We start from the raw sequence: 25,060 nt of genomic DNA on the forward strand, positions 1-25,060 counted from the left end.
CGAGATCTAGCGCCGGCCGAACAGCCGCTCGATATCGCCGAGCTTGAGCGCGACGAAGGTCGGCCGGCCGTGGTTGCAGGTGCCCGAGAGCGGCGTCGCCTCCATCTCCCGAAGCAGGGCGTTCATCTCCTCGGGCCGCAGGCGCCGGCCGGCGCGGATCGAGCCGTGGCAGCTCATGCGCGACAGGATCGCGTCGAGGCGCCGGCTCAAGGGGCCGCCGCCCGCGTCGTCGCCGTCGAGGCTCCCCTCCTCCAGGCCGCTACCCACCAGGGCGTCCAGGATGTCGATGACGAGGGTGCGGGTCGAGGCGCCGGCGAGCGCCGCCGGGACCTCGCGGACCAGCACCGCGCCGCTGCCGAAGGCTTCGAGGGTGAGGCCGAGGCGTTCGAGGTCCGGTGCCGCTTCGAGGAGGCGGGCGGCGTCGTCGGGCGCCATCTCGACCACATCGGGGATGAGCAACCCCTGGCGGGCGATGCCGCCCGCCGCGCGCTCGCGCTTCAGGCGCTCGTAGACGAGGCGCTCATGGGCGGCGTGCTGATCGACGAGGACGAGACCATCCCGGGTCTGAGCGACGATGTAGGTTTCGTGCAGTTGCGCGCGCGCGGCCCCAAGGGGATGGTCGCCCACGTTATCGGACTCCGGAGACCCGGGGTCGGCCTCCTGGCGCAGGTCGGCGCCGGGGGGCGCGAAGTCGTGGGTGAACGCCGCCTGCGGCGTCTCTTCGAAGCCGGATCGGTGGGAAACCGCGTCCCGTGCCGGCGGAAAGCGGCCCGGCGCTCCGAACGAGGGCAGGCCCCGCGGGAGGGGCGGTGCCGTCGCGGGTCGGGCGCCCCAGCCCGTATGGGCCTGGAGGGGCCGGTCGCCCGTGGCGGGCGCTTCGGCAAAGGGCAGACTCTCCCCCCGCAGGGCCTCCAGGGTCCGGGCGGCCGTGGTCGTCGCCGTGCGGGCGCCGGCCCGGCGCAGGGCTTCGTGGATCGCGCTGACGATGAGGCCCCGCACCAGGGAGGCGTCGCGGAACCGCACCTCGGTCTTGGCCGGATGGACGTTGACGTCGACGAAGGCCGGATCGCAGGTGATCGACAGGGCGAGAACGGGGTGGCGGTCGGAACCCATGGTGTCGGCATAGGCGCCGCGAACGGCGCCGAGCAGGAGGCGGTCGCGCACGGGGCGCCCGTTGACCGTGAAGTGGATCTGGTTGGCCGCCCCCCGGTGATAGCTCGGCAGACCGACATGTCCCGACAGGGCGAAGCCCTCCCGCGCCATCTCCAGGGGGACGGCGTTGGCGCCGAAATCCGGGCCGAGCACCGCCGTGAGGCGCCGCAGCAGGGCCGCCGGCCCCGCCTCGCTCTCGCCGGGAAACACCAGGGGGCTGCCACCGTCCGAGCGCAGGACGAGGCGGATGCCGGGCTCGGCCACGGCGAGGCGCCGCAGGCCCTCGGCGATGGCCGCCGTCTCGGCCCGGTCGGATTTGAGGAACTTGAGGCGGGCCGGCGTCGCCGAGAACAGGTCCGCGACCTCGATGCGGGTGCCGCGCGGACTGGGCGCGGGACGCACCTCGCCCCGCACACCCGCATCCACCGTGAGGCTGTGGCCGGTCTCGCCCGTGGCCGTCCGGCTCGTCAGGGTCAGGCGGGCCACGGCGCCGATGGACGGCAGGGCCTCGCCGCGAAACCCGAGGGTGTCGATCCGGGTCAGGTCGCCGTCCGGCAGCTTCGAGGTCGCGTGGCGCTCGACCGCCAGGGCGAGATCCTCCGGCCCCATGCCAGCGCCGTCATCGACCACCCGGATGAGACGCCGGCCCCCGCCCTCCACCGTGACCTCTATGCTGCGGGCGCCGGCATCGATGGCGTTCTCCACGAGTTCCTTCACGGCCGAGGCCGGCCGTTCCACCACCTCGCCGGCCGCGATGCGATCAACGAGGATCGGATCGAGGCGGCGGACGGGTCCGGGATGGCGGGATGGCGCGACGGGCATGGCGGGATTATACGACGGCCTTCACACGGCGGGAAAGCGAGCGGCGGGTCTTCCCCCGCGCCATCCCGCCCAGACATCGCGGATGCCCACGGGGCGGGGACCTGCGTGACCGAAACTCTGGAGCGCTGCCGCGCGGTGTGGGGGCGAACCGACCGGATCGCCGCTCCGCCGACCGTGCGGATCGTGACCGACGCGGTCTACCGGCCCGGCACCGCCGCCGCCGCCTGGAGCCTGACGGGACCGGACGGAACGCACCTCGACGGCGACGGCGAAGCCGCGTCCGACGTGGCACCGGCGGATTCCGCAGGCGCCGGGCCGCATCTCTATCTCGGGGCCCTCGCCAGCCATTACGGACACTTCCTGGTCGGCACCCTGGGGCGCCTGTGGCCGCTCCTCCACTGGCGCGGGCCCCCGCCCCGCCTCCTCTGCCACGCGACGGACGACCCCGCCGCCCTTCCCTTCCTCGCGCCGATTCTCGCGGGCTTCGGCCTGACGCCGGCCAACGTGGTTCGCTTCGACCGGCCGACCCGCATCCCCCACCTCGTCCTGCCCAAGCCGAGCCTGAAGGAGCAGGCCTTCGCGCACGCGGTCCATGCCGATCTCGTGCGCGCCATCGGCGCTCCGTTCTGGAAGGATGCCGTCGTCGACGGGGTGACGCGTCCGGTCTACCTGTCGAAGGCCCGCCTCGCCTCCGGCATCTCGCGCCTGCGCAACGAAGCGGATCTCGAGGCGGCGCTGGCGCGTCGCGGCGTCGACATCGTCTACCCCGAGCACTTGAGCTTGCCCGACCTCGTGCGCCTGTTCTCGGAGCGCCGGGTGGTGATGGGGACGGCAGGGTCGGCGTTCCACACGGCGGCCTTCGCGGCGCCCGGCCGGCGCATCCTCGGCCTGAACTGGGCGCCGCACCTCAACGCGAACTTTCCCCTGCTCGATGGCCTCAACGGCACCCGGGGCCGCTACTACCATCCTGTCGGCAGCGAGGCCGGCCCGGACGAGGGATTCCATTTCGGCTGGTCGGTGCCCGATCCGGAACGAGTGGCGGAGGAACTCGTCGACCGGGCCGCGGATTTCGACGGTTTGGACGCCCGTGATGCCGGGCGGGCCCGAGTTGGCCTCGGGGCTAGGATCGGGCGCTGGCTCAAGCGCCCCTGATCCGCCATCCCGCAGGGATCGACGGACCGGGCATGGAGCTCAGGCGACGCCCGCGCGCAGGAGGTCGTGGTAGTGGACGAGGCCGACGGGACGGCCGCCCTCGATCACCACCAGGGTGGTGATCTTCATGGATTCCTGAATCTCGAGGGCCTTGGCCAGCAACGTTTCCGGCACCACCGTGCGGGGCGTGCCGCTCATCAGGGCCTCGACGGCGAGACTGTCGAGGTCGGTGCGGAAGACGTTGCGGCGGAGATCCCCATCCGTGACGATGCCGGCGAGGCGCCCGTCCGCCTCCACCACCAGCACCGAGCCGAAGCCCTTGGCATCGATCTCGCGGATGGCCGCCCGCATGGGCGTTCCGCGCGACACGACGGGCAGGCGCTCGCCCGTGTGCATCACTTCGCGGACCTGGCGCAGGGAGGCGCCGAGGCGTCCGCCCGGATGGTAGATGCTGAATTCCCGGGCGGAGAAGCCGCGCGCTTCGAGGAGCGCCACGGCCAGGGCGTCGCCGAGCGCCAGCTGCATGGCCGTGGAGGTGGTGGGGGCGAGCCCGTTCGGACACGCTTCGCGGGCCTTCGGCAGGGTGAGGCAGACATCGGCCTCGCGGCCGAGGGTGGACTCGGGATTGGCCGTGATGGCGATGAGGCCGACGCGGTAGCGGCGGGCATAGCCGATGATGTCGGCGAGTTCCGTGGTCTCGCCCGACCACGACAGGGCGACCACCACGTCCTCGGGCTGGACCATGCCGAGGTCGCCGTGGCTCGCCTCCGCCGGGTGGACGTAGAGGGCCGGCGTTCCCGTCGAGGCGAAGGTCGCGGCGATCTTGCGGCCGATATGGCCGGACTTGCCCATGCCCGTGAGGATCGCGCGGCCCCGGGCCTGGCTCAGGCGCGCCACCGCCGCCGTGAACGCCTCCCCGAGGCCGTTGCCGATGGCCGCCATGAGGCAGTCGAGGCCGTCGCGCTCGGTGCCGATGGTGCGCAGGGCCGAGGCGATGGCCGGTGTGACGCCGGGGGCCGCGTCGTTGGACGCCAGCGCCGCGTTCGGGGCCGTGTTCGCTGGAGCCATCCCGCTCCGTCTCCTCACTGACCGGGGCCGCGTCCGCGCGAGCCCCCAAACCCGTGCCTATGGCGCGCGAATGTGGTCGCAAGGCGGCCTGTGCCGAGGCGATCCACCGCCCGTTCGGCCGGGTCGTTGACGGCGCATTAACCCTGCCGGTTGTAGCAATCTTAACCATGATCCGCCCGGTCTCATCGGCGTGATCGCCCCCGAAGCCGGGGTGTCTCCCGCGACGGAGCACCGGGCTTCGTCACCAAGGACGACGGTTTCCGATGGGCGTGTGGCCGACAGAGGCATGGCGAAACGGGAGCCTGCGCGGCCTCGCGCTGACGGCCGCCGCCCTCCTCGCCGGGACCGGCGGCGCGACCGCACAGGCCCTTCGCACCGACACGAACCCGAGCTTCGGCACCACCGCCCAGACCGATCCCAGCGCGGAGGGATTGAGCGATGCCGCCACCGCCAGCTCACCGCGCCCCCTGCAACCGTCCGATACCGGCGCGGGTGTCCCGGCGGCCGGTGATGCGCCGGAAGGCGACAGCGGAGCCGGAACGCTGCGCCCGCCGAGCCGCGCGCCGCGCGGGTCCCTGGTGCCCGGCGCGTCGAGCGCCCCGAACAACCGCGCCCTGGGCACGCTCCTGCGCCTCCGCGCAGCCCCGGCTCGCCGCTTCGGCTCGGCCACCACCCGGATCACCCGCCAGATCACGCAGGCGTCCCCCACCGACATCCGCTTGACGCCGGTCGTCCGCACGGCCGTGGTCGGCGTGCCCCTGCCGACCGTCCTGCCCCTCGCCGGCATTCAGACCCCGGGCTTCCTGTTCGCGGGCGCCCTGCGCCAGCCGCTGGCCGTCGATCAGGCCTACGCACCCCTCGGGATCAAGCTCGGCACCTTCACCTTCCTGCCGGGCTTCCAGCAGAGCATCGGCTACGACACCAACCCCGAGCAGATCACCCGCCTCGCGGCCAAGCCCTCCGTGGCCCTGCGCACGGAGGCCGACCTCGCCTTCCGCAGCGACTGGTCGGCGAGCGAACTCAGCGGTGAATTGCGCGGGTCCTACCTCGAGTACCCGGACAACCCGGCGGCGAGCCGGCCCAACGGCACGGGCGTGACCCGCCTACGAATCGATGCCAGCCGCGACACCCGCATCGATGTCGAGGGCCGCTTCCTCATCGATACCCAGCGCACCGGCAGCCCCGATCTCAATGCCGGGACGGCAACGCGCCCGTTGGTGACGAGTTACGGCACCACCGTGGGGGCGACGCAGGTCTTCAATCGCCTCCAGCTCTCGCTGCGCGGCCTCGTCGATCGCTCGCAGTTCGAGGATGCCCGCCTCGGCGACGGAACCGTCATCACCCAGAGCGATCGCAACCTGAACCAGTACGGGCTGCAGCTCCGGGCCGGCTACGAGATCTCGCCGAGCCTGACCCCGTTCATCGACGTCCTCGCCGATACCCGCGTCTACGACCTGCGCGTCGATTCCACGGGAACGCGGCGGGATTCCGATGGCCTGACCCTGTCGACCGGCAGCACCATCGCCCTCACGCGCTTCATCTCCGGCGAACTCTCGGCTGGGTTGCAGCACCGCACCTACAACGACCCGACCCTGCGCGACCTCACCGCGCCGGTGATGAACGCAGCCCTGATCTGGACGGCGAGCCCCCTCACCACCGTCCGCCTCAACGCCACGGCGGGGATCGTCGAGACGGCGGTCGCGGGCTCGAGCGGCGTGCGCACCCAGGCCGTCAACCTGGAGGTGCAGCACGATCTCCTGCGCAACCTCTCGCTCATCGGCGGTCTCACCTTCGCGCAGAGCGACTACGACCGGGTGAACATCTCGGAGCGCGGCTTCTCCGGCACGGCCCGGATCGACTACCGTTTCAACCGCTGGCTCACGCTGCGCGGAACCTACGTCTACCAGCAGGTGAACAGCACCACCGCCTCGGCGAGCTTCCGCTCGAACACCTGGCTCCTCGGCCTCAGGGTGAACCCGTGATCGGCTTCCTCCCGCCGACGCGGGAGGAAGCCGATCAGCGGACCATCGCCAGGGACGCGCCGGATTTCGAGAGGGCGCCATCGAGGGCGCCCCCGCCCTGGCGCAGGCGGGCCGTGACCGTGCCGCCGGGCTGGTAGAGGTACACCTCGCCGTCGCGGTAGTCCCAGGCCGTGACCTTGGCCAGGTCCTTGTTCGGGCAACCGGCGGCGCTGGCCTTGTAGAGGTCGAGGGCCGGCGCACTCGACAGGGACACCTTGCAGCTCGCGCCCGTGGCGTCCTTGGCCGTCCAGCTGCCGACCACCGACGACCGCCCCGAAGCCACCACGACGGGTGGCGGCGCCGGCGGGGCGACGGGCGCCACGCTCGCCTCGGGAGCGATGACCGGCGTGGACGGAGCCACGGCGACGTCGGCGCCGGGCGGCGGCTCCACGGGAACGGCCGTGGCGCCGGGCGGCGGCGCGAGGGGCGACGTGGTGATGGGGGCCGACGGCATCGCCGGCAACGTGGTGTCGAGGGCGGCCTGGGGCCCGGGGGAACGGACGCGGGACTGGGTTTCGAGACGCGACGACGCACAGGCGCCCAGGCCGGCGGTAAGCGCCAGGACGGCAACGGTCGACAGGAGCGGACGCGGCATCTTGAGGCAAATCCCGAACACGTCGGGGTCGCGGACACGACCCCCATGCGGGTTGCCTCACCGCCAAATGCGATGGCCGCAAGGCAGCTCTTCACGGGTTCTGGGGATTCCCGGGACCGCCAGCGAGTTTGCGCCCCGGTGTGGCCGGAACGCCGCAAAGCGGTGGCTCAGGACGGACGAATGCCGTCGATGGCAAGGCGCAGATGCTTGGGCCCGCGCAGGGCGGAGCCTGGCCGGTAGGGCGGCGGATCGTCCGCAAGGCGGGGATGGTCGAGGCGCTGCGCGAGGGCGGTGAGCGCCGCCTCGGCCTCGAAGCGCGCGAGGGGCGCGCCGATACAATAGTGCAATCCCCCGCCGAACCCGAGATGACGGATGCCGCCCCGGTCGGGATCGAAGCGGTCGGGGTCGGTGAACACGGCCGGATCGCGATTGCCGGACGCCAGGAGCAGGATGATGTCCGCCCCCTCCGGAATCGTCGTGCCGGCGATGGCGATGTCCGCGAGCGCCCGGCGGGTGCGGAACTGGACCGGGGGATCGTAGCGCTGCACCTCCTCGATGAGGCGCGGGGCGCGGCCCGGGTCGCGGCGCAGGCTGGCCAGCTCTTCGGGGTTGCGCATGAGCGCCAGCGTGGCGTTGGCGATGAGATTCACGGTGGTCTCGTGGCCCGCCACCAGCATCAGGATCGACGTGGCGATGAGGTCGTAATCCCCCATCCGGGGCACCCCCGGTACGCCGCCCCCGGCGAGGCCCGACAGCATGTCGTCCTTCGGCGTCCGGCGTTTCTCCTTGATGAGGCCGGTCATGTAGTCGGAGATGGTCTCGAAGGTCCGGCTGTTCTCCGCCCGTGCCTCCGTGTCGGCGAGGGTGTCGGGTTCGAGGGCCGTGGCGAGCTGCGTCGCCCAGCCGTGGAACCGGGGCTCGTCCTCCGTCGGCACGCCGAGCATCTCGCAGATGATCGTCACCGGCAGCGGATAGGCGAGGTCATCGACGACGTCGAACTCGGTCGATCCCGCGTGCTTCGTCAGGATCTCGTCCACGAGGGTGTGCGAGCGCGCGCGCAGGGCCTGGACGCGGGCATTCGTGAACTCGTGCATCACGGCCTTGCGCAGGGTGTCGTGGTCCGGCGGATCGCGGAAGATGAAGGGCCGGTGCGCGTCGGTGATGCGGTCGCGGATCGGCTTCACGATCCAGTCCGAGAGAGGGTTGCCGGTCTTGGGCCGATCCGCCGGGGGCAGGGTTTCGGAGCTGACGCGCGGGTCGTGGAGCAGGCTCGTGATCGCCGCGTGGGTCGAGGCCACGTAGGTTCCGTCGGACTGGAGCGCCACGGGAGTCTCGCGCAGGCGAGCGAACAGGGGATAGGGATCGGCCCGGTTGGCTTCGTCCTTCACCTGTTCGAACAGGGTTGCGTCGCTCATGTCTCATCCCTCTGGGCAAGCCCCGGCGCCATTTCCGAGAGACGTCCCTGGTCGACGCCGCCCCGGATCGGTGGGAACGGGGCCCGCACCGCCACCATCTCCGCATAGGCCGGAAGCCAGCGCACGGAATCGAACGACACGGCGGCGATGCAGCGGCCAGCCCGGCCGTAGAGGGCGAGGAAGCGCCCGGTCTTCGGATCGCCCTGGGCGATGACGAGGCTGTCGGCGCCCTCCGTCAGACCCACCGACTTGATGGTGACGCCGCCCTGCGAAGACCAGAAGGCCGGGACCTCGTCGTAAGGGCCCGCCCCGTGACCCGTGAGCAGGCGCGCGGCATGGGCGCCTTGGGCGGCGGCATGGCCCCAATGCTCGAGGGCGACACGGCGGCCGTCATAGAGCGGATGGGGAAACCGGGCGACGTCGCCGGCGGCGGCGATGGCTTTGTCAGGCCGTCCCTCCGTGTCGACGACGTAGCCCTCCGGATCGCAATCGACGCCGCCCTCGTCGAAGGCGAGGCCGGACCCGGTGAGCCATTCGGTGTTGCGCACGGCGCCGAGGGCCACCACGACGCAGTCGGTCTCGATGGCCCGCCCATCGGCGAGGCGCGCCCTCACGACGCGTCCGGTGCCGTCGTCCTCCAGTGCCTCGACCTTGGCATCGAAGACGAGATCGACGCCCCGCGCCTCGTGCAGGGCGCCAACCACGGCGCCGAGATAGGTGCCGAGCACGCCGGCCAGCACCGTCGGGCCAGTCTCGACGAGAGTCACTGGCAGTCCGAGGTCGCGGCACGCCGCCGCTACTTCACAACCGATGAAGCCGCCGCCGATCACGAGAACACGAGCGGGTTTTTCCGCCAGCGACGCCCGGAGGGCCGCCGCGTCCTCGCGGCCCCGCAGGGTGTGGACGCCCGCGAGCCGCCCCTGCGCCGCATCGGGCCAGGGGCGCGGCCGGGCGCCCGTGGCGATGAGCAGGCGGTCATAGGCGATGCGGCGACCGTCCTGCAGGGTGACGACCCGCTCGCCTCGGTCGAGGGCAGCGGCGGCCGAGCCGAGGTGCCACTCGGCCGCGAGGGGCACGAGGTTCGGCAGAGCGGTGGCGGCCGGCGCAACGCTGCCGGTCAAAACCTGTTTCGACAGGGGCGGCCGATCGTAGGGGCGATGCGGCTCGTCCCCGATGAGGGTGAGGCGACCGGCAAAGCCGGCTTGGCGCGCCGCTTCGGCGCCGCGCAGGCCCGCCAGGGAGGCGCCGACGATGACAAGGTGATCACAGGTCACGGATGTCCGCTCCCCGCATCCTCGACGAGGATCGCCTGGATCGGGCAGGAGACGCGGGCCCGCTCGATGGCGTCACGCGCCGCCGCCGTCGGCGCCGGATCGTAGTGAAGGGCTTCCGCCCCGTGCAGCGTGAAATGGTCCGGCGCAGCGTAGCAGCACTGGGCGTAGGCCTGGCAGCGGTTGAGGTCGACGGTGACCCGCAGGCCGCCGGCGGCACGCGAGGGATCGGGGCTCGGCGAGGGGCCGATGTCAGGGACGTTCGGATCGGGCATGGAGGCGCAATGCCCCGGCGGCCTGGCGGTTCCGCAGTGCACGCGCGTCAAAGGGCCCGGTACATCACCAGGGCGTCCACGGCCCCGTGAACCGGATGACGGAAGGCCCCCGGCAGGCGCCCGACGGTGGCAAAGCCCAGGCGTTCCCAAAGGGCGACGGCGCGGATGTTCGTCGACACGACGAAGTTGAACTGCATCGCGGTGAAGCCGTCATGCCGCGCGGTGTCCAGGGCGTGCCGGCCCATGGCCTGCGCGATGCCGCGACCGTTGGCCTGCCCGTGGGTCATGAATCCGGCATTGGCGACGTGGCTGCCGCCGCCGGCCTGATTGGCCTTCAGGATGTAAGTGCCGCGTACGCCCTCGTCGGTTTCGGCGACGAAGACGCGGTGGCCGGGCGAGAACCAGTAGGCGAGCATCGCCTCGCGGGTGCCGTCCCGGGGCAACGCATAGGTTTCCCCCGCCCGGATCGTCGGTTCCAGGATCGCCCAGACGGTGTCGTGGTCGTGCAGTTCGGCGGCGCGGATCGCCACGGTCATACGGCGAGTCCCGGCAGCCCGATACGTCCCCAGCCGGGCAGCTTCACGGCCGGACGACGCAGGTCGAGACCGGCGACGAGGCCGAGGAGGTTGACCTCGATGCCCTCGACCCAACCGAGGGTGACGCCGACATAGCCCCCGACGCCGATGCGGTAGCCCGTCCCACTCGGCGTCCGCTCCGCGAACCGGCCCGGCGGCGTCCAGTCCTTGCCGAGGGCCGTCGGCAGCAATGTCGTGTCGATGCCCGGTATGCGAGCCATGACGTGCGCCGCGAACGTGTTCGAGTTCGGCCCCGGCCATACGGTGTAGGAACCGAGCGCCCGGTGGGGGTAATCCGCTACCGCCGCGCGCACGGCCGGGATCGCCGCCTCGGCTGCGGCACCGTCGAGGACGAGAATCGGCTCCGGCGGATTGCCGAACCATCGGCCATCGGCGGCCCAGCCGTCCGTTCGCACCGGCAGGCCCCATCCGACGACGTCGTAGCGGGTGTAGCGGGACGCGCCCGCCGGCTTGATCACGATCCAGCTGTGATGGGCGAAGATTCCCCGCCAGCGCCCGACCCGCGCTGCATAGACCCGAACGAGAGCGGGCTCTGCGGCCTCCGGACGTCCCAGGAGGCCAGCGCTCGACCAGTCCGGCCTCACGCTGTCGCGCGCGAACCACCACAGGGCATGGGTGCCCAGCGGAAGCAGGAAGGCGAGCAGGACGAGGAGAGCGAGGGCGCGAAGGATCGACAGGATGGAGAGGGTTAGCATCGGACGGTGAGTTCGGGATGTCTGGCCTTTCGTACAAGGGCGTTTGAATCCACGGCTGCGTGATGCGCCTGTGCAACAGCGTCGCGGCACCTTTTCGCCCCGCCCCCTTCCTGCTTGTAACATTATCGCGTTCGCGCAATGAAACAACATAACATTTGGTGCGAGGCGTGATGCGGGTCGTTCGACGGAAACGGGTCTTGGCTGGAACCGTCCTGACGGGTGCCGGGCTCATGGCTCAGGGCGCACTGGTATCGGGCGCCCTCGTATCGAGTGCTTGGGCGCAGCAAGCCGAAGCGACGCTGTCCGAACTCAGCGTCACCTCGCCGAGCCCCGTCGTCCCCCTGCGCGGAAGTGGTCCGGGACTAAGCCTCCCTGCGGGAATCCTGCCCGTCGCCGTCAACACCTTCTCGCCCGTCACGGTGGTGACGGCCGATCAGATCGCCCGCGATCAGCCGCGCACCCTCGGCGACGCCCTCGCCGACAGGCCGGGGCTCTCGGCCTCGACCTACGCACCGGGCGCCGCGAGCCGGCCGATCATCCGAGGCCTCGACAACAATCGGGTCCGCATTCAGGAGAACGGCGTCGGCGTCCAGGACGCGTCGGAAATCGGCGAGGATCACGGGGTCCCCATCAATCCGCTCATCGCCAACCGGATCGAGGTGATCCGTGGACCGGGCTCCCTGCGCTTCGGCTCGCAGGCCATCGGCGGCGTGGTGAGTGTCGATAACAACCGCGTCCCGACCTACATTCCGGAGCGCGGCATCTCGGGCTCGGCCACCACGGGCTACTCCACCGTGGACAACGGCCGCCTCGGGGCCGTCACCGTGGATGCGGGCGCAGGCAACGTCGCGGTCCACGCCGACGGGTTCAAGACAGCGGCCGACAGCTACGCCACGCCCCTCGGGATCCAGCGCAATTCCGCCAACGAGTCTCAGGGCGGCGCCGTCGGCATGTCGTTCATCGGCGACCGGGGCTTCGTCGGCCTGTCCTACAGCCACTACGACGCCCTCTATCAGATCCCCGGCGGCGCGGCCGCCGAGAGCCGCACCCGCCTCGATCCGCGCCAGGATCGTCTGCTGGCCCGCGGCGAATTCCGCCCCCTCGACGGCCCCATCGCGGCGATCCGGTTCTGGGCGGGTGGCTCGGTCTATCGCCACGACGAGATCGGGATCGGCGAGGATGGCCGCGACGGCATCCAGGCGACGTTCAAGAACCGCGAGGCGGAGGCCCGCGTCGAGTTCCAGCACGTCCCGGTCTTCACCAGCCTCGGCACGCTCACGGGCGCCCTCGGCCTCCAGGCCGGACGCCGCACCCTCGGCACGGCCGGCGAGGCCGGCGGCCTCCTCGCGCCGACGGATTCGCGCAGCAACGCCGTCTATCTGTTCGAGGAGCTGGCGGTCGGCAACGGCCTGCGCTTCCAGGGCGCCGGGCGCATCGAGGGCGACCGCGCGACCGGTACCGCCACGCTGTTTCCCGGCGACTTCCTGCCGGTCGAAGGCGAGGACCCGCTCTCCTACGGGCGTCGCCGCCGTTTTGCGCCGAAGAGCCTCAGCTTCGGCGCGCTGCAGGACCTCCCCTACGGCTTCGTCGCGAGCCTGAACGGCAGCTACGTCGAGCGGGCGCCGACCGCCTACGAGCTCTATTCGCGCGGCTCCCACGACGCGACGGGCACCTTCGAGATCGGCAGCGCGGACCTCAAGAAGGAGCGGGCCCGCACCGTCGAGGCCAGCATCCGCCGGGCCGAGGGGCCGCTGCGCCTCGACGCCACGGGCTACTTCACCCGCTACACCGGCTTCATCTACAAACGCGACACGGGACTGCGCTGCGGCGACGACTTCGCCTCGTGCGGCAACGACGACGAGTTGCAGCAGATTGTCTACTCACAGCGCAACGCCACCTTCTATGGCGCCGAGATCGGCGCGCAGCTCGACCTCCTGCCGGTCGGCAACGGCTGGGCCGGCCTCGATGCGCAGTACGATTTCGTCCGCGCCCAGTTCGACGACGGTACCTTCGTGCCGCGCATTCCGCCTCACCGCGTCGGCGGCGGCCTGTTCGTTCGGGCCAATGGCTGGTTCGCCCGGGTGAACCTGCTCCACGCCTTCGCCCATACGGAGATCGCGCCCCTCGAGACGGTGACGCCGGGCTTCGACGATCTGCGCGCCGAGGTGAGCTACACGAAGCCCCTCGACCCCCTGCTCTACGGGGCCTCCGAGGTGACGCTGGGCCTCCAGGGCCGAAACCTCCTGAACGACCAGATCCGCAACTCGGCCTCGTTCAAGAAAGACGAGATCCTGCTGCCCGGCCGCAACGTGCGACTGTTCCTCACCGCCCGGTTCTAACACGTCTCTCGGGCTCTGCCCGCGACCCATCGAGCGGAAGATCCGTTCGGCCTCGCCGATCAGAGAAGCTGACCCTGGCCCTCCTCCGGCATCGTCGGCGGTTCAATCACCAACTCCGGGGGCTCCGGCTCCCCGGCATAGCCGCAGCGGTAGACGATCTCGTCGGGGGCGCCGAGGCCGGTGTTGAGGGGGATCGCCACGGTGTCGTCGGCAAAGCGCCATTTGCGGATTCCGCGATCCCAGTAGAGCCACACCGTCGTCGGGTGGCCCTGCACGGCGAACACCGCCGCCTTCTTCGAGAGCGCCTGCACCGTGCGCGGCGCATACAGCCCCTTGCGCCGGTAGGATTCGCGCAGGGCCGGCCCCTGACGGTCCACGAAGGTGTTGCGCACCATCTGGATCGTCGCCCCGGGCTCGGCGAGGAACCGCTTGAAATCGCTCAAGGAGTGAAGGACGAGTGCCATGGCGGTCACCCCCGTTGGAGCCGTCGAACCGTCGCCCCGACACAGGGTCCGAAGGTGATCCCCGCGTCTGCGGGTCGGCTGCCAACATTCGGAGGCGCCCTCCGATCCGTGCCGCCGGGGCTTGCCGGAGGATATCAACAGAAATCGCGCCGCCTGCCCAGCCGACCGGCGATCGCAGCCCGCCCTTGACCGGGGCCACGCCCTGCCGCGTTGTCCGTCCATGCTGCTCCAGTTCTTCACCGCCCTGCGCGAGGCCAAGGTTCCCGTCACCCTGCGGGAGTTCCTGACCCTCCTCGACGCCCTCGATCGCGACCTCGCCGAGAAGCGGGTCGAGGAATTCTACCTCCTGGCCCGGACGGCCCTGGTGAAGGACGAGCGCCACCTCGACCGGTTCGACCGGGTGTTCGGCAGCGTCTTCCGGGGCCTCGAGACCGTGGGCGAGGCGACTGAACCCACCGCCATCCCGGAAGAATGGCTGCGCAAGCTCGCGGAGAAATACCTCACCGACGAGGAGAAGGCCGAACTCAAGGCCCTCGGTTGGGACAAGCTGTTCGAGACCCTGAAACAGCGCCTCGCGGAGCAGAAGGAGCGCCACCAGGGCGGGTCGAAATGGATCGGCACCGGCGGCACCTCGCCGTTCGGCGCCTACGGCTACAATCCGGAGGGCATCCGCATCGGCCAGGACGGCAACCGCAACTTCCGCGCGGTCAAGGTTTGGGACAAGCGTGAATTCCGCGATCTCGATGACGGTGTCGAACTCGGGACCCGCAACATGCGGGTCGCCCTGCGTCGCCTTCGTCGCTTCGCCCGCACGGGGGCGGCCGACGAACTCGATCTCGACGGCACGATCCGCGAGACGGCGGCCCGGGGCTACCTCGACGTGAAGCTGCGGCCCGAACGGCGAAACGCCGTCAAGGTGCTGCTCTTCCTCGACGTCGGCGGCTCGATGGATTGGCATGTCGAGCTGGCCGAAGAGCTGTTCTCGGCGGCGCGGGCCGAGTTCAAGCACGTGGAGCATTTCTACTTCCACAATTGCCCCTACGAGCGGGTGTGGAAGAACAATCGCCGTCGTCACGACGAGACCTTGCCCCTCCTCGACGTGCTGCGGACCTATCCGGCGGATTATCGCGTGGTGATCGTCGGCGACGCGTCCATGAGTCCCTACGAAATCGCGGCGCCGGGCGGCTCCGTCGAGCACTGGAACGAGGAATCCGGCGAGGTCTGGCTCGGCCGCCTGCTCGAGCGTTTCCCGAAGGCGGTGTGGCTCAACCCCATTCCAGCCGAGCATTGGGCCTACACCCAGTCCATCGCCATGGTCCGCCGGATCGTCGGGGGCCGGATGTACCCGCTGACCCTCGAAGGCATCGACGCCGCCATGCGCGAGCTGGTGCGGTGAACGGCGACCGGCTCCCGGAAGGCGGAGTCGCCGCCCTGGTGCCGGAACTCGACGTGTTCGATCTGGACCGAAGTCTCGCGTTCTGGTGCGGCGGCCTCGGCTTCGCAAAAGCCTATGCCCGGCCGGAGGAGGGCTTCGCCTATCTCGAGCGGGGCGGCGTGCAGGTGATGCTCAACCGGGTCAACGGAAACTGGTCCGTTGGCCCCCTCGAACCGCCGCTGGGGCGCGGCCTCAACCTGCAGATCACCGTCGCGTCCCTAGCACCGGTGCTGGCGGGACTCGCGGCCCTCGACTGGCCGCTGTTCCGCGCCGTTCACGAGGCGTGGTACCGGGCCGGTGCCGTCGAGGTCGGTCTCCGTCAGGTTCTCGTGCAGGACCCGGACGGATATCTCGTGCGGATCTGCGAGGCCCTTGGCGCCCGTCCGCTCAACCCTGGCGTGCGGGGGTCGTGACCGTGAGTCCGTCGAGTTCCGGCGTGATGCGGATCTGGCAGCACAGGCGCGAAGTCGCCCGCACGTCGGAGGCGAAATCGAGCATGTCCTGCTCCATGTCCTGGGCCGGCCCGACGATGGCGGCCCATTCCCCGTCCACGTAGACGTGACAGGTGGCGCAGGCGCAGGCGCCGCCGCATTCCGCGTCGACACCGGGCACGTTGTTGCGGATCGCCGCTTCCATCACGGTCGATCCCGCCACGCCCTCCACGGTCCGGGCCGTACCGGCATGGTCGACGAAGGTGATCTTGGGCATCGAGAGGCTCCGGGCTCGTACAACACGTCTAGGGCTGGTTGTGCGGCGTGGAGCCTGCCTTGAAGGGGCAGGCTCCGGAAAGCAAGCGTTCGACGCCGCGCGACATGGACATTCCTGCGCTTACGCCGGACGGGCCGGCCTGTTCCCCGCCCGGGCCTGCGGCCGGTTCGCCCGCGTTAGTCCCGCGCGATCGCCTGCAGGGTTTCGGCGACGGCCTTGGCGAGCGGCATTGGATCCGCCGCCCGACCGGCGCGAAACGCTTCTTCCAGCGCGCCGCTCTCCCGCGCCACGGCGCCGGCCCCGACCCCGAGGGCCGAGCCCTTCAGGGTGTGGGCGAGATCGGCCCGATCGGAGAGAGACCGGTCCGGATCGGCGATCCCGGACAGAAGGTGCCGGCACTGTTCGGCCAAGAGCGTGAGGAGCTCGCGGGCCAAGGCCGCGTCGCCACCGGTCTGCGCGGCGAGGTAGTCGTGATCGATGGGGGGCAAGGGCACTCTTGAGTTCGACGTTGGGTTCGTTCGCGGCGAGGGACGGCCGCGAGGCCCTATCCACAGGCGCGGGGCCGCCCCCAGTTTGCGTTTAGGCCTTGGAGGCCCATGGATAAACCCGACGGGTGGGATGCGGGCCCTGGCCTTGGTAACCATTCCGTTAAGGTTTTGCCGTCGCGGACGCAGGGTCGGGTATCGGGCTCGGACGACGATGGCTAAAGTTCGTTTGGTAAATTGGTAAAAGTTATCCCCTCCGCCGGGTGCGGCCGGCATGGGGGATTGCATCGAGGGGTTGCATGGCCACGGAAAAGAAGCTCAAGGACCCGGCCGAGGCCGCCCTGTCCGCCATCGAGCAGGCTCTCAACCTCGACATGCTCACGCCCGATTCGTCCGAGGCCCGCGTCGAACCGCGCCTGCCCGACGTCGGTGACGGCGACTCTCTCCTTGATCCGAGCGGCCGCACCGCTCCGCCGCGCCTCGAGGAACCCCTGGCCTCCGACCTGCCGCCGCCGGATCGGGCCCGTCCGCGTCGCGAGGGCGGCCTCCTGCCGCCCGACCGCTCCCTCGTCGCAAACGACGACCGCCAAAACATCGGCATCCTGCAGCAGACCCTCCGGGTGCGGCCGTCACCGACCCCCTACATTGTCGCGGGCATCGCCTCGGCCGTGTGGTTCGCGGGCCTGATGGCCCTCGCCTCGAGCCAGTCCGGGGGCGACCTGAAGGGGTATGTCCAGGGGCTCACGGCTCTTCAGGCGGCAGTGGCCGCGACCGCATTCGTTGGCCCCGCCGTGCTGTTCAGCATCATGGCGATGCTCGCCGTGCGTGCCCAGGAAATGCGCCTCGTCGCCCGCGCCGTCGGCGAGGTTGCTATCCGCTTGGCCGAGCCGGAGAATTTCTCCACCGACGCGGTTCTCACCATGTCGCAGACCGTCCGCCGTGAGGTCGCCGCCGTGGGCGACGGCGTCGAGCGGGCGTTGGCCCGCGCCGGCGAACTCGAGACCCTGGTGCGCGGCGAGATCGCGACCCTCGAGCGTGCCTATTCGGAGAACGAGATCCGCATCCGCTCCCTCGTCGACGAACTCGTGGCCCAGCGTGAATCCATCGTGGCCAATGCCGAGCGTGTGCGCGGGGCCATCGCTGGCACGCACCAGAACCTGACGCAGGAACTCGACGGGGCCGCCGAGCGCATCGTCGCGGCGGTGACCGGCGCGGGCGAGCGCGTCACCGGCGCCCTCGACGCACGGGGCGAAGCCATCACTTCGGCGCTCGGCGATCGCAGCGACGCCATCACGGCCGCCCTGGCCGAGGCCGGCGACCGCGTGGTCGGCCTCGTGACCGACCGGGGCGACGACCTCGTCCAGCGCCTCGCCGCCACCAGCGAGGGCGTCCGGGGCAGCCTGACGGATGTCGGCAACACCCTGACCCAGACCCTCGAGGTCCGGGCCGAGGAAGTGACCCGCGCCTTCGAGCGCACGGGCGGCCTTCTCACCGCGACCCTCGCCACCAACGCGGGCGACGTCGCCCGGACCCTGGCGCAGACCGGCGCAGAGGTGATTGAGACCCTCAATCGCGAGGGCAGCGAGGTCCGCAAGAGCTTCGAGGATTCGGCTCGCGGCCTCGAGAACGCCTTCCTTACCCGCGGCGGCGAACTGACCGCCCAGTTCTCGAGCACGGGCGGCGACATCACCGCTCGCTTCGCCGAGACCGGCGACGCCCTGCGCGCGCATTTCGCCGCCACGGGCTCCGCCCTCACCCGAGATCTCGCCACCGTCGGCGGCGGCGTGTCCGACGCCATCGTGGCGCGGGGTCGCGAGGCCGAGGAGCGCCTGACGCAGGCCACCGGCGGCGTGATCGATACGTTCGGCGCCCGAGCGGATTCCCTGCGCGACGGCTTGATTCGCTCCGTCGAGGAGGCCGCCAATCTTATCGAGCGCAACGGCGGGGCACTGGTCGAGCGGATCGATGCCGTGACCGGCCGGTTGCACGAGACCCTGACGGTTCAGGGCACCGGCATCGCCGACCTCATCGAGACGCGCGGCCGCGACGCCCAGGCCGGATTCGCCCTGACGGCGAACGGCCTGATCGACACCCTGGACGCCCGCGCCGAGGCCGTGCGCGATGGCCTAGCCCGCTCCGTCGAGGGCATTGCCAGCAATATCGATACCCGTGGCGGCGCGCTGGCCGAGCGGATCGAGGCCGTGGCCGGGCGGCTGCATGAGACCGTCACGGTCCAGGCCGCCGGCCTCGACGGTACCCTTGCGGTCACCGGCGAGCGTGTCGGCACCCTCATCGACGAACGCACCCGTGAGGCGACGGCGCGGATCGAGCGTCTCCTGTCGGACCTTGGGCAGGCCCTCGCCGTTCGCACCGCCGAGACCGTCTCGGCGATCCAAACCGCGGCCGAGACCGTGGACGGTCAGCTCGGCAACCGGACGGCGGATACCGCCGAGACCCTGCGCCGCAACGCCGAGGAGATCACCGTCGCCCTCGGGGCATTCGCCACCGAGGCGGCCCAGTCCCTGCGCCGCTCCGCCGCCGGGGCCACGGGTGAACTTGAGGCCCGTACCGTCGAGGCTGTCGAGATCTTCGAGCAGCGGCTCGCGGCCAACGCGAACCAGTTGTCGAGCCGCACCGAGGAGGCGGCTGCCCTCCTGCGCCAGCTCGCCGAGGGCGCGGGCGAGGACGTCGCCGCCCGAACGGAAACGTCCATCGCAGCCCTGCGCCGCTCCCTGGACGAGATCAACGTCGAGTTGGCCGTCCGGGCCAGCGAGGCGGCGGGCGTCATCGACCGCGCGGCCGAGGGAATCGGCAGCAGCCTCGATGCCCGGGTCCGCGACGTCGAGACCTCGTTCGGCAACCATGGCCGCACCCTCGGCGACCTCATCGCCGCCCACACCCACGATGCCCACGCGCAGCTCGCCCTGGCCGGCCGCGACATCGCCCTCGCCATCACGGCGCAGAGCGCCCGGGTCGGCGAAGCCCTTACCGCGTCGAGCGAGCGCTTCGGCGAGACCGCCCGCACGCATGCCGGCGCCATCGACACCGCGATCACCGACCGCCTCGCCGCCCTGCAGGAGACCATCGCGCGGGGTGATATCATCGCCGAGCGGATCACCCGCGACACCACCACCCTCACGCAGACCGTGGGCGGACAGATCGAGGAGATGGACCGGATCGTCTCTGTGCGGGGCCAGGCCGTGGCCGACGCCATCGTCGAGCGGACCCGGGAGGCTCGCAATGCCATCGACTCTCAGCTCGGCAGCCTGGAGGAGCATGGTCTGAAGCGCACCGCCGAGATCGGCGAGACCTTCGCGAACCTCGTCAACCAGATCGACGCTCAGCTCGGCGCCCGGGCCACGGCTCTGAACGAGGCCCTGATCCAGCGCACGACGGAAATGACCCGGATCATGTCCGACGGCGGTCGCGACCTCGTCGAGACCCTGGATGCCCGCGTCGACACCATGGGCCAGGATATCGCCGCCCGCACGCTCAGCCTCGGCGAGACCCTCAGCGCCCGCGCCGCCGAGATCACCGACCGACTCGACGGCCAGACCCGCGACCTCGCCCAACGCCTCGACGAAGGCGCCGGACGCTTCGACTCCGGTGTCCTGTCACGCCTGGAGGCCATCGGTGCGACCCTCGAGGAGCGCAGCCGCCTCATCGACGAATCCTTCGGTGCCCAGGCCCTCGAGGCGGTCCGCCGCATCGAGGAGCGCACACACACCCTGGACGCGGACCTCGCCGCGCGCACCCGAGACCTCGTCGATATGATCGTCGAGCGGACGGGCGGCGCCAACGCGGCCCTGTCGCAGCAGGCTCAGAGCCTGCGCGAGGCCTTCGCGGAGCGGGCCGACCATCTGGCTCGCCTCGTCGACGAGCGCACGACCGCGTTGGGCGCCGAACTCGACCAGAAGGGCCACGCCGTGATGGTGGCCATCGGCGGGCGGATCACCGAGCTCGCACGCCTCCTCGACACCGGCAGCAACGCCCTCGGTACGCTCCTCGACACCCGTGGCGAGAGCATCCTCGGCCGCCTGCGCGAGGTGGTAATCGAAGCCGACCGTACCCTCGGCGAAGGCGAAGGCCGCCTCGGCCGCGCCCTCGACGGGCGGGCTCAGGACATCGGCTCGCTCCTCGACGAGGGCGTGCGTACGGTCCACCAGCTCCTCGACGACCGTACGGGCGAGATCCGCGCCCTCCTCGACACCCACGCCCAGACCTTCGGCGCGAGCTTCGAGGATCGTATCGTGCCTCTGCAGGAAACCCTCGACCGGCGCGGTCGCCACCTCGTGGAGACCCTCGAGGCGAGTCTCGGCACCGCTGCGAGCGCCGTCGATGCCCGCACACGCGCCATCGCGGCCCTGTTCGACGAACGCGTCGGCCAGCTCGACGAGGTGGTCGAGCGGCGCGGCACCGGCCTCGTCGAGGCCGTCGATGCCCGTACCCGCGCCATGGCGGCTTTGTTCGACGAGCGCGTCGGCCAGCTCGACGAGGTGGCGGAACGGCGCAACGCCGGCCTCGTCGAGGCCGTCGACGCCCGCACCCAGGTCCTCGCCACGACCTTCGACGCCCGCCTCGGTCAGCTCGACGCCCTGGTGAACCGGGACGATGCTGGCTTCCTCACCGCCCTCGAACAGCGCATAAAGGCCCTCGACAGCCTGTTCGACGGGCGTATCGGCCAGCTCGACGAACTCGTCGAGCGCCGTGGCGGTGGCTTCACGGAGGCGGTGGATCACCGCACCCGCACCCTCGCGGCCCTGTTCGATCAGGGCCTCGGTGCCCTCGGGGAGGTCGTGGACGGCCGCGCCGCCCAGGTGACCGACGCCATCGACGCCCGTGCGAAAACGCTCGCGGCCCTGTTCGACGAGCGTCTGGCCGGCCTCAAGGACGCCGTGGACGGCCGCGCGGCGAAGGCCGCGCACGACATCGACGAGCGCACCCGCGCCCTGGCGAGTCTGTTCGATGAACATCTCGGCGTTCTGACGAGCCTCGTCGACGGTCGCGGCCAGCAGATCGGTGAAACCCTCGAGGAGCGGACGCAGGCCCTCGCGACCCTGTTCGACGGACGCGTCGAGGAGATCGATGCCCTCATGAAGCGGGATGCCGGCGGGATCGCTGCGGCGATCGAGGATCGGATCCAGGCCCTCTCCGGTCTGTTCGACGCGCGCATCGGCGAACTCGACACCCTCGTGGAGCAGCGCAGCGGCAGCCTCGCGGAGGCCGTGGACGGCCGGACCCTGAGCCTCGCGGCGATGTTCGATCACCGGATCGACCTGCTCGGCCAGATCGTCGAGGGACGCGGGGCGCAGGTGAGCAACGCCATCGCGGCGCGGACGGACGCACTTACCACCCTGTTCGACGCCCGCATCGGCCATCTCGACGACCTCGTGGATGGACGCGGCGCTCGGCTCGCCGCCGCCGTGGACGATCGCACGAATGGCCTGCGCGCCTTGTTCGACGAGATGCTCACGGCCCTCGACGGTCTCGTCGACAGTCGCGCCGAAGCCCTGACCGACCGGGTCGATGCCCGCACACACGCCCTCGTGGCCCTGTTCGACGAGCGCCTGAAGATCCTCGACGGGTTCGTCGGCGACGGCGACGGCTCCATCACCAGCCGCGTCGCGGCGCGTTCCGAAGCCCTCTCTCGCCTGTTGAACGATGGGATCAATCGCCTCGACGAGATGGTGGACAGCCGTTCGGGTGCCCTCGGCCAGCATGTCGATGCCAAGACCCGGGCCCTCACGACGGTGTTCGACGAGCGTCTCGACGCCCTCGACACCCTGATCTCGGGCCGCGCCGCCGATCTGGCCCGGACCATCGATGCGCAGGGGTCGGCGCTGACGCGGGCCGTCGAGACCAGCAGCGAAACCTTCACCAGCCGTATCGACAGCCGCATGAAGGTCTTCGCCGCCCTCGTCGCCTCGCGCGGCGATGATCTGGCCACCGCCTTCGACGATCGACAGGACGCCTATGCCGCCCTCGTGGACGATCGCTCCGCCGCGATGCTGAAGGCCTTCGACGAACGCGTCGAGCGCCACACGGTCCTGGCCGAGGCCCACGCCGCCGCCCTCGCCACGGCTCTCGACGAGCGCAACGAGGCTATCGCGGCCCTCATCGACGCGCGCGGCGCGACGATGACGGAGGTCCTCGACCAGCGCTCCACGGCCCTGGCAGACCTCATCGAGACCCGTGGCGCGACGATGACGCAGGTCCTCGACCAGCGTTCCACGGCTCTGGCGGACCTTATCGAGGCCCGCAGCCAGGTGGCGGCGCAGCGTTTGGCGAGCAGCGCCGAGACCATCACCCAGGCCATCGAGGCGCGCGGCGGCAAGCTCGTCGAGACCCTCGACGGACGTGGTTCGACCATGATCGCGGCCATCACCACGCAGTCCGAGCAGCTGCGGACCGTGGTGGACGGTCCGGTCGCCGGATTGGTGACCGTCCTCGCCGAACGCGGTCAGGCCATCGAGCGCGTGCTCGCAGAGAGCGGCGCGCCCCTGGTCGAGGCGATCCGTCAGCGTACGGCCGACCTCGAGGCCCGTTCGCAAGCCTCCGCCGAAGCCCTCCTGAGCGCCATCGACGGCGGCGCGTCCCGTGCCATCGCCACCCTGACGGAGGCCAACGAGGCCCTGCGCCGGGATGTCGGCAGCGTGCTCGCGCGGGTCGAGGGCGCCAATGCGGCCTTGGGCGAACTCCTGGCCGGTACGGGCGACAATCTCGCGGCCGTCGAGACAGGCCTCGCCGCCCGCATCGAGCAGCTTCAGGAGGCCCTGGGTTCCATCGCCAGCGAGACCGAGCGCGCGAGCCGTGGCGTCGCCGAGCAGGTGGGCCAGTTCAAGACGGTGGCCGAAGGCGCCCTGCAGGAGGCGGCCGAGCTCACCGCCTCCCTCGATGCCCGTGGCCGGACCCTGGGCGATCTCGGCCGCACCCATGCGGCGACCCTCACGGGGGCAGCCAGCTCTCTGGAGACGGCCGAAGGCCGCCTGTCCGAGGTGATCGCGGCCCGCGGCAACGCCATTGAGGGCGTGCTGGCCCGGATCGACGAACGCTCCGGCTCGCTAGAGGCCGAGACCGCCCGCTTCGATGCCCTTATCGAGAAGACGCTGCGGACGGCCGAAGAGCGTGCCCGCGCTATTGGCACGGGCCTGGCCGAGACGGCACAGGGCGCCGGCGCCCGTGTGGTCGAGGCGTTCGAGGGCCTGCGTTCGGGGGCCGATAGCGAGGGCGAGCGGACGGCCAAGGGTGTCCGCGCGGCCATCGACGCGGCGTCGCGCGAGATGACTGCGGTGTTCGAGACGGCTTCGGACCGCTTCGGGGAATCCGTCGCGGGCCTCCGCGAGATGGCGACAGAGATCCGCCGGGAACTCGAGGCCACGCGCACCGAAATTCAGCGCGGCATCCTCGAGCTGCCCCGTGAGACCCAGGACGCCACGGGCGAGATGCGCCGCGTGGTCTCGGATCAAATCAAGGCCCTGGGTGAGTTGACCACCCTCGTCACCCGCACCGATCGCAGCGTCGATATTGCCCGCCCTGCGACCACCGCGTCGACCCGGCCTCAGGCCGCCCCGACGGAGATTCAAGCCGCACCGGCGCCGTCCGAGCCGGCCCCGGCCAAGACCCAGGCAACGACGGCTCCGGCCAAGACTTCGGCGTCGTCGGCGCAGGCCAAGTCCCCGGCTGGTCCTGGCCAGGTTGCCGCCGTGCAGACCCCTGCCCCGGTGGCGTCGAAGCCGCCTCAAACCATGACCATCGTGCCTGCACCCGCCGGGCGTGCGACTACGGGTGCGAAGGGTACGGACCGGAGCTGGCTCTCCGACCTTCTGACCCGCGCCTCCCTCGACGACGATGGCGACGGCTCCGTCGCGATCCCCAACCTGCCGGCGACGATTCCGACGCCGACGGTCGTCCAGGCGCCCACCGTCCCCGTGGCATCCGGCGAAGCCAAGCCCGTGGCGGATCCGAAGGCGTCGCAGAACGCCAAGACGCAGGCCGATGCCAACCCGTCCGTCGATATGAAGTCGGGTGCCAAGCGCCCGAGCAACGACAAGGCGGTCGCGGAGCGCGGTCGCACGGCGCTGGAAGTCATCTCGGCCGATATCGCCAAGATGATCGACCATCGCAGCGCCGTGGACCTGTGGGAGCGGTATCGCCGGGGTGAACCGAACCTGTTCGACACGAGCATCTACACCGCACAGGGGCGCCAGACCTTCGAGGAAGTCCGTCGCCGCTATGCCGGGGATGCCGATTTCCGCCGTACGGTTGACCGCTATGTGACGGAGTTCGAGCGCCTGATGGAGGATGTCTCGCGCAACGACCGCGATTCGAAGCGCACCGACGCTTACCTCACGTCGGAGACGGGGAAGGTCTACACGATGCTGGCTCATGCCAGCGGCCGCTTCGACGGCGCGTAGCTACTGGCGTCACGCCCGCCCCTCTTCGGGACGGGCGTGACGCGAACGTGAAGCGACCGACGCGACAGCTGGAGGGGTTGTTCCTCCGGTTGTTCAAATCGACGGTTTCGTCGTGGCCGGTCCCTGTTGCTGAGCGAAGCGAGATGCTTGATT

The 25,060-nt window shown here is 70.9% G+C and carries 17 protein-coding genes; 6 read left to right on the top strand and 11 right to left on the bottom strand.

Annotated elements, in window-relative coordinates; translation table 11 throughout:
- Nucleotides 1–6 precede the first annotated feature (6 nt).
- Nucleotides 7–1,974 (bottom strand): DNA mismatch repair endonuclease MutL, encoded by a 1,968-nt coding sequence (gene mutL, locus MFF01_RS09680; protein ID WP_238224412.1) that lies wholly within the window; start codon nt 1,972–1,974, stop codon nt 7–9.
- 105 nt (nt 1,975–2,079) lie between these two features.
- On the opposite strand from mutL, the gene MFF01_RS09685 reads away from it, so the two are divergent.
- Nucleotides 2,080–3,126: a glycosyltransferase family 61 protein gene (locus MFF01_RS09685; protein WP_238224414.1), complete on the top strand. Its 1,047-nt coding sequence runs from the start codon at nt 2,080–2,082 to the stop codon at nt 3,124–3,126.
- A 39-nt stretch (nt 3,127–3,165) separates the two neighbouring features.
- On the opposite strand, the gene MFF01_RS09690 is transcribed toward MFF01_RS09685, so the two are convergent.
- On the bottom strand, nt 3,166–4,194 hold the full coding sequence (locus tag MFF01_RS09690; protein WP_238224422.1) for a KpsF/GutQ family sugar-phosphate isomerase: 1,029 nt from the start codon (nt 4,192–4,194) through the stop codon (nt 3,166–3,168).
- A gap of 263 nt (nt 4,195–4,457) precedes the next feature.
- Between MFF01_RS09690 and MFF01_RS09695 the strand changes: the two genes are divergently transcribed.
- The gene (locus MFF01_RS09695; RefSeq protein ID WP_238224423.1) at nt 4,458–6,176 is read left to right on the top strand and encodes an outer membrane beta-barrel protein; all 1,719 of its coding nucleotides are present in this window, start codon (nt 4,458–4,460) and stop codon (nt 6,174–6,176) included.
- A 34-nt stretch (nt 6,177–6,210) separates the two neighbouring features.
- Here MFF01_RS09695 and MFF01_RS09700 read toward each other — a convergent pair whose 3' ends face one another.
- From MFF01_RS09700 to MFF01_RS09725, 6 genes are all read right to left on the bottom strand, one after another.
- The gene (locus tag MFF01_RS09700; RefSeq protein ID WP_238224424.1) at nt 6,211–6,810 is read right to left on the bottom strand and encodes an AprI/Inh family metalloprotease inhibitor; all 600 of its coding nucleotides are present in this window, start codon (nt 6,808–6,810) and stop codon (nt 6,211–6,213) included.
- Between the two features lie 167 nt (nt 6,811–6,977).
- A complete protein-coding gene (locus tag MFF01_RS09705) occupies nt 6,978–8,225 on the bottom strand; it encodes a cytochrome P450 (protein WP_238224425.1) in 1,248 nt (415 codons plus the stop codon).
- Nucleotides 8,222–9,499 carry an NAD(P)/FAD-dependent oxidoreductase gene (locus MFF01_RS09710; RefSeq protein ID WP_238224434.1) on the bottom strand — a complete coding sequence of 426 codons (1,278 nt, stop codon included), beginning with the start codon at nt 9,497–9,499 and terminating at the stop codon, nt 8,222–8,224. The genes MFF01_RS09705 and MFF01_RS09710 overlap by 4 nt, the downstream gene beginning before the upstream one ends.
- Nucleotides 9,496–9,702 carry a ferredoxin gene (locus MFF01_RS09715; RefSeq protein WP_238224821.1) on the bottom strand — a complete coding sequence of 69 codons (207 nt, stop codon included), beginning with the start codon at nt 9,700–9,702 and terminating at the stop codon, nt 9,496–9,498. Before MFF01_RS09715 ends, MFF01_RS09710 begins: the two co-directional genes overlap by 4 nt.
- Nucleotides 9,703–9,818: 116 nt before the next feature.
- On the bottom strand, nt 9,819–10,301 hold the full coding sequence (locus MFF01_RS09720) for a GNAT family N-acetyltransferase (protein WP_373319716.1): 483 nt from the start codon (nt 10,299–10,301) through the stop codon (nt 9,819–9,821).
- A 2-nt stretch (nt 10,302–10,303) separates the two neighbouring features.
- The gene (locus tag MFF01_RS09725; protein ID WP_238224444.1) at nt 10,304–11,062 is read right to left on the bottom strand and encodes a DUF3750 domain-containing protein; all 759 of its coding nucleotides are present in this window, start codon (nt 11,060–11,062) and stop codon (nt 10,304–10,306) included.
- Nucleotides 11,063–11,292: 230 nt separating this feature from the next.
- Between MFF01_RS09725 and MFF01_RS09730 the strand changes: the two genes are divergently transcribed.
- Nucleotides 11,293–13,401, top strand: a complete 2,109-nt coding sequence (locus MFF01_RS09730) for a TonB-dependent receptor (RefSeq protein WP_373319717.1) — start codon at nt 11,293–11,295, stop codon at nt 13,399–13,401.
- A gap of 59 nt (nt 13,402–13,460) precedes the next feature.
- Here the strand turns inward: MFF01_RS09730 and MFF01_RS09735 are convergent, their stop codons facing one another.
- Nucleotides 13,461–13,865 (bottom strand): hypothetical protein, encoded by a 405-nt coding sequence (locus tag MFF01_RS09735; RefSeq protein ID WP_238224448.1) that lies wholly within the window; start codon nt 13,863–13,865, stop codon nt 13,461–13,463.
- Between the two features lie 220 nt (nt 13,866–14,085).
- Here MFF01_RS09735 and MFF01_RS09740 point away from each other — a divergent pair, with 220 nt between their 5' ends.
- On the top strand, nt 14,086–15,261 hold the full coding sequence (locus tag MFF01_RS09740) for a vWA domain-containing protein (RefSeq protein WP_238224450.1): 1,176 nt from the start codon (nt 14,086–14,088) through the stop codon (nt 15,259–15,261).
- A complete protein-coding gene (locus tag MFF01_RS09745; protein ID WP_238224453.1) occupies nt 15,258–15,713 on the top strand; it encodes a bleomycin resistance protein in 456 nt (151 codons plus the stop codon). Before MFF01_RS09740 ends, MFF01_RS09745 begins: the two co-directional genes overlap by 4 nt.
- Here MFF01_RS09745 and MFF01_RS09750 read toward each other — a convergent pair.
- Nucleotides 15,688–16,008 (bottom strand): 2Fe-2S iron-sulfur cluster-binding protein, encoded by a 321-nt coding sequence (locus MFF01_RS09750; protein WP_238224456.1) that lies wholly within the window; start codon nt 16,006–16,008, stop codon nt 15,688–15,690. The two genes, MFF01_RS09745 and MFF01_RS09750, sit on opposite strands and share 26 nt — an antisense overlap.
- 176 nt (nt 16,009–16,184) lie before the next feature.
- A complete protein-coding gene (locus tag MFF01_RS09755) occupies nt 16,185–16,502 on the bottom strand; it encodes an Hpt domain-containing protein (RefSeq protein WP_373319713.1) in 318 nt (105 codons plus the stop codon).
- Between the two features lie 290 nt (nt 16,503–16,792).
- On the opposite strand from MFF01_RS09755, the gene MFF01_RS09760 reads away from it, so the two are divergent.
- Entirely contained in the window at nt 16,793–24,907 is an 8,115-nt protein-coding gene (locus MFF01_RS09760; protein ID WP_238224460.1) for an apolipoprotein A-IV repeat region-like domain-containing protein, read from the top strand.
- Nucleotides 24,908–25,060: the final 153 nt, after the last annotated feature.

The sequence above is a fragment of the Methylobacterium adhaesivum genome (genome assembly GCF_022179065.1).
Classification (GTDB): Bacteria; Pseudomonadota; Alphaproteobacteria; order Rhizobiales; family Beijerinckiaceae; genus Methylobacterium; species Methylobacterium adhaesivum.

What these genes read in the sequence shown, in the direction of transcription:
- MFF01_RS09725 (WP_238224444.1), bottom strand. Translation starts at nt 11,062, where the DNA reads ATGCTAACCCTCTCCATCCTGTCGATCCTTCGCGCCCTCGCTCTCCTC.
- MFF01_RS09690 (WP_238224422.1), bottom strand. Translation starts at nt 4,194, where the DNA reads ATGGCTCCAGCGAACACGGCCCCGAACGCGGCGCTGGCGTCCAACGAC.
- MFF01_RS09700 (WP_238224424.1), bottom strand. Translation starts at nt 6,810, where the DNA reads ATGCCGCGTCCGCTCCTGTCGACCGTTGCCGTCCTGGCGCTTACCGCC.
- MFF01_RS09760 (WP_238224460.1), top strand. Translation starts at nt 16,793, where the DNA reads ATGGCCACGGAAAAGAAGCTCAAGGACCCGGCCGAGGCCGCCCTGTCC.
- MFF01_RS09735 (WP_238224448.1), bottom strand. Translation starts at nt 13,865, where the DNA reads ATGGCACTCGTCCTTCACTCCTTGAGCGATTTCAAGCGGTTCCTCGCC.
- MFF01_RS09750 (WP_238224456.1), bottom strand. Translation starts at nt 16,008, where the DNA reads ATGCCCAAGATCACCTTCGTCGACCATGCCGGTACGGCCCGGACCGTG.
- MFF01_RS09695 (WP_238224423.1), top strand. Translation starts at nt 4,458, where the DNA reads ATGGGCGTGTGGCCGACAGAGGCATGGCGAAACGGGAGCCTGCGCGGC.
- MFF01_RS09730 (WP_373319717.1), top strand. Translation starts at nt 11,293, where the DNA reads ATGGCTCAGGGCGCACTGGTATCGGGCGCCCTCGTATCGAGTGCTTGG.
- mutL (WP_238224412.1), bottom strand. Translation starts at nt 1,974, where the DNA reads ATGCCCGTCGCGCCATCCCGCCATCCCGGACCCGTCCGCCGCCTCGAT.
- MFF01_RS09740 (WP_238224450.1), top strand. Translation starts at nt 14,086, where the DNA reads ATGCTGCTCCAGTTCTTCACCGCCCTGCGCGAGGCCAAGGTTCCCGTC.
- MFF01_RS09705 (WP_238224425.1), bottom strand. Translation starts at nt 8,225, where the DNA reads ATGAGCGACGCAACCCTGTTCGAACAGGTGAAGGACGAAGCCAACCGG.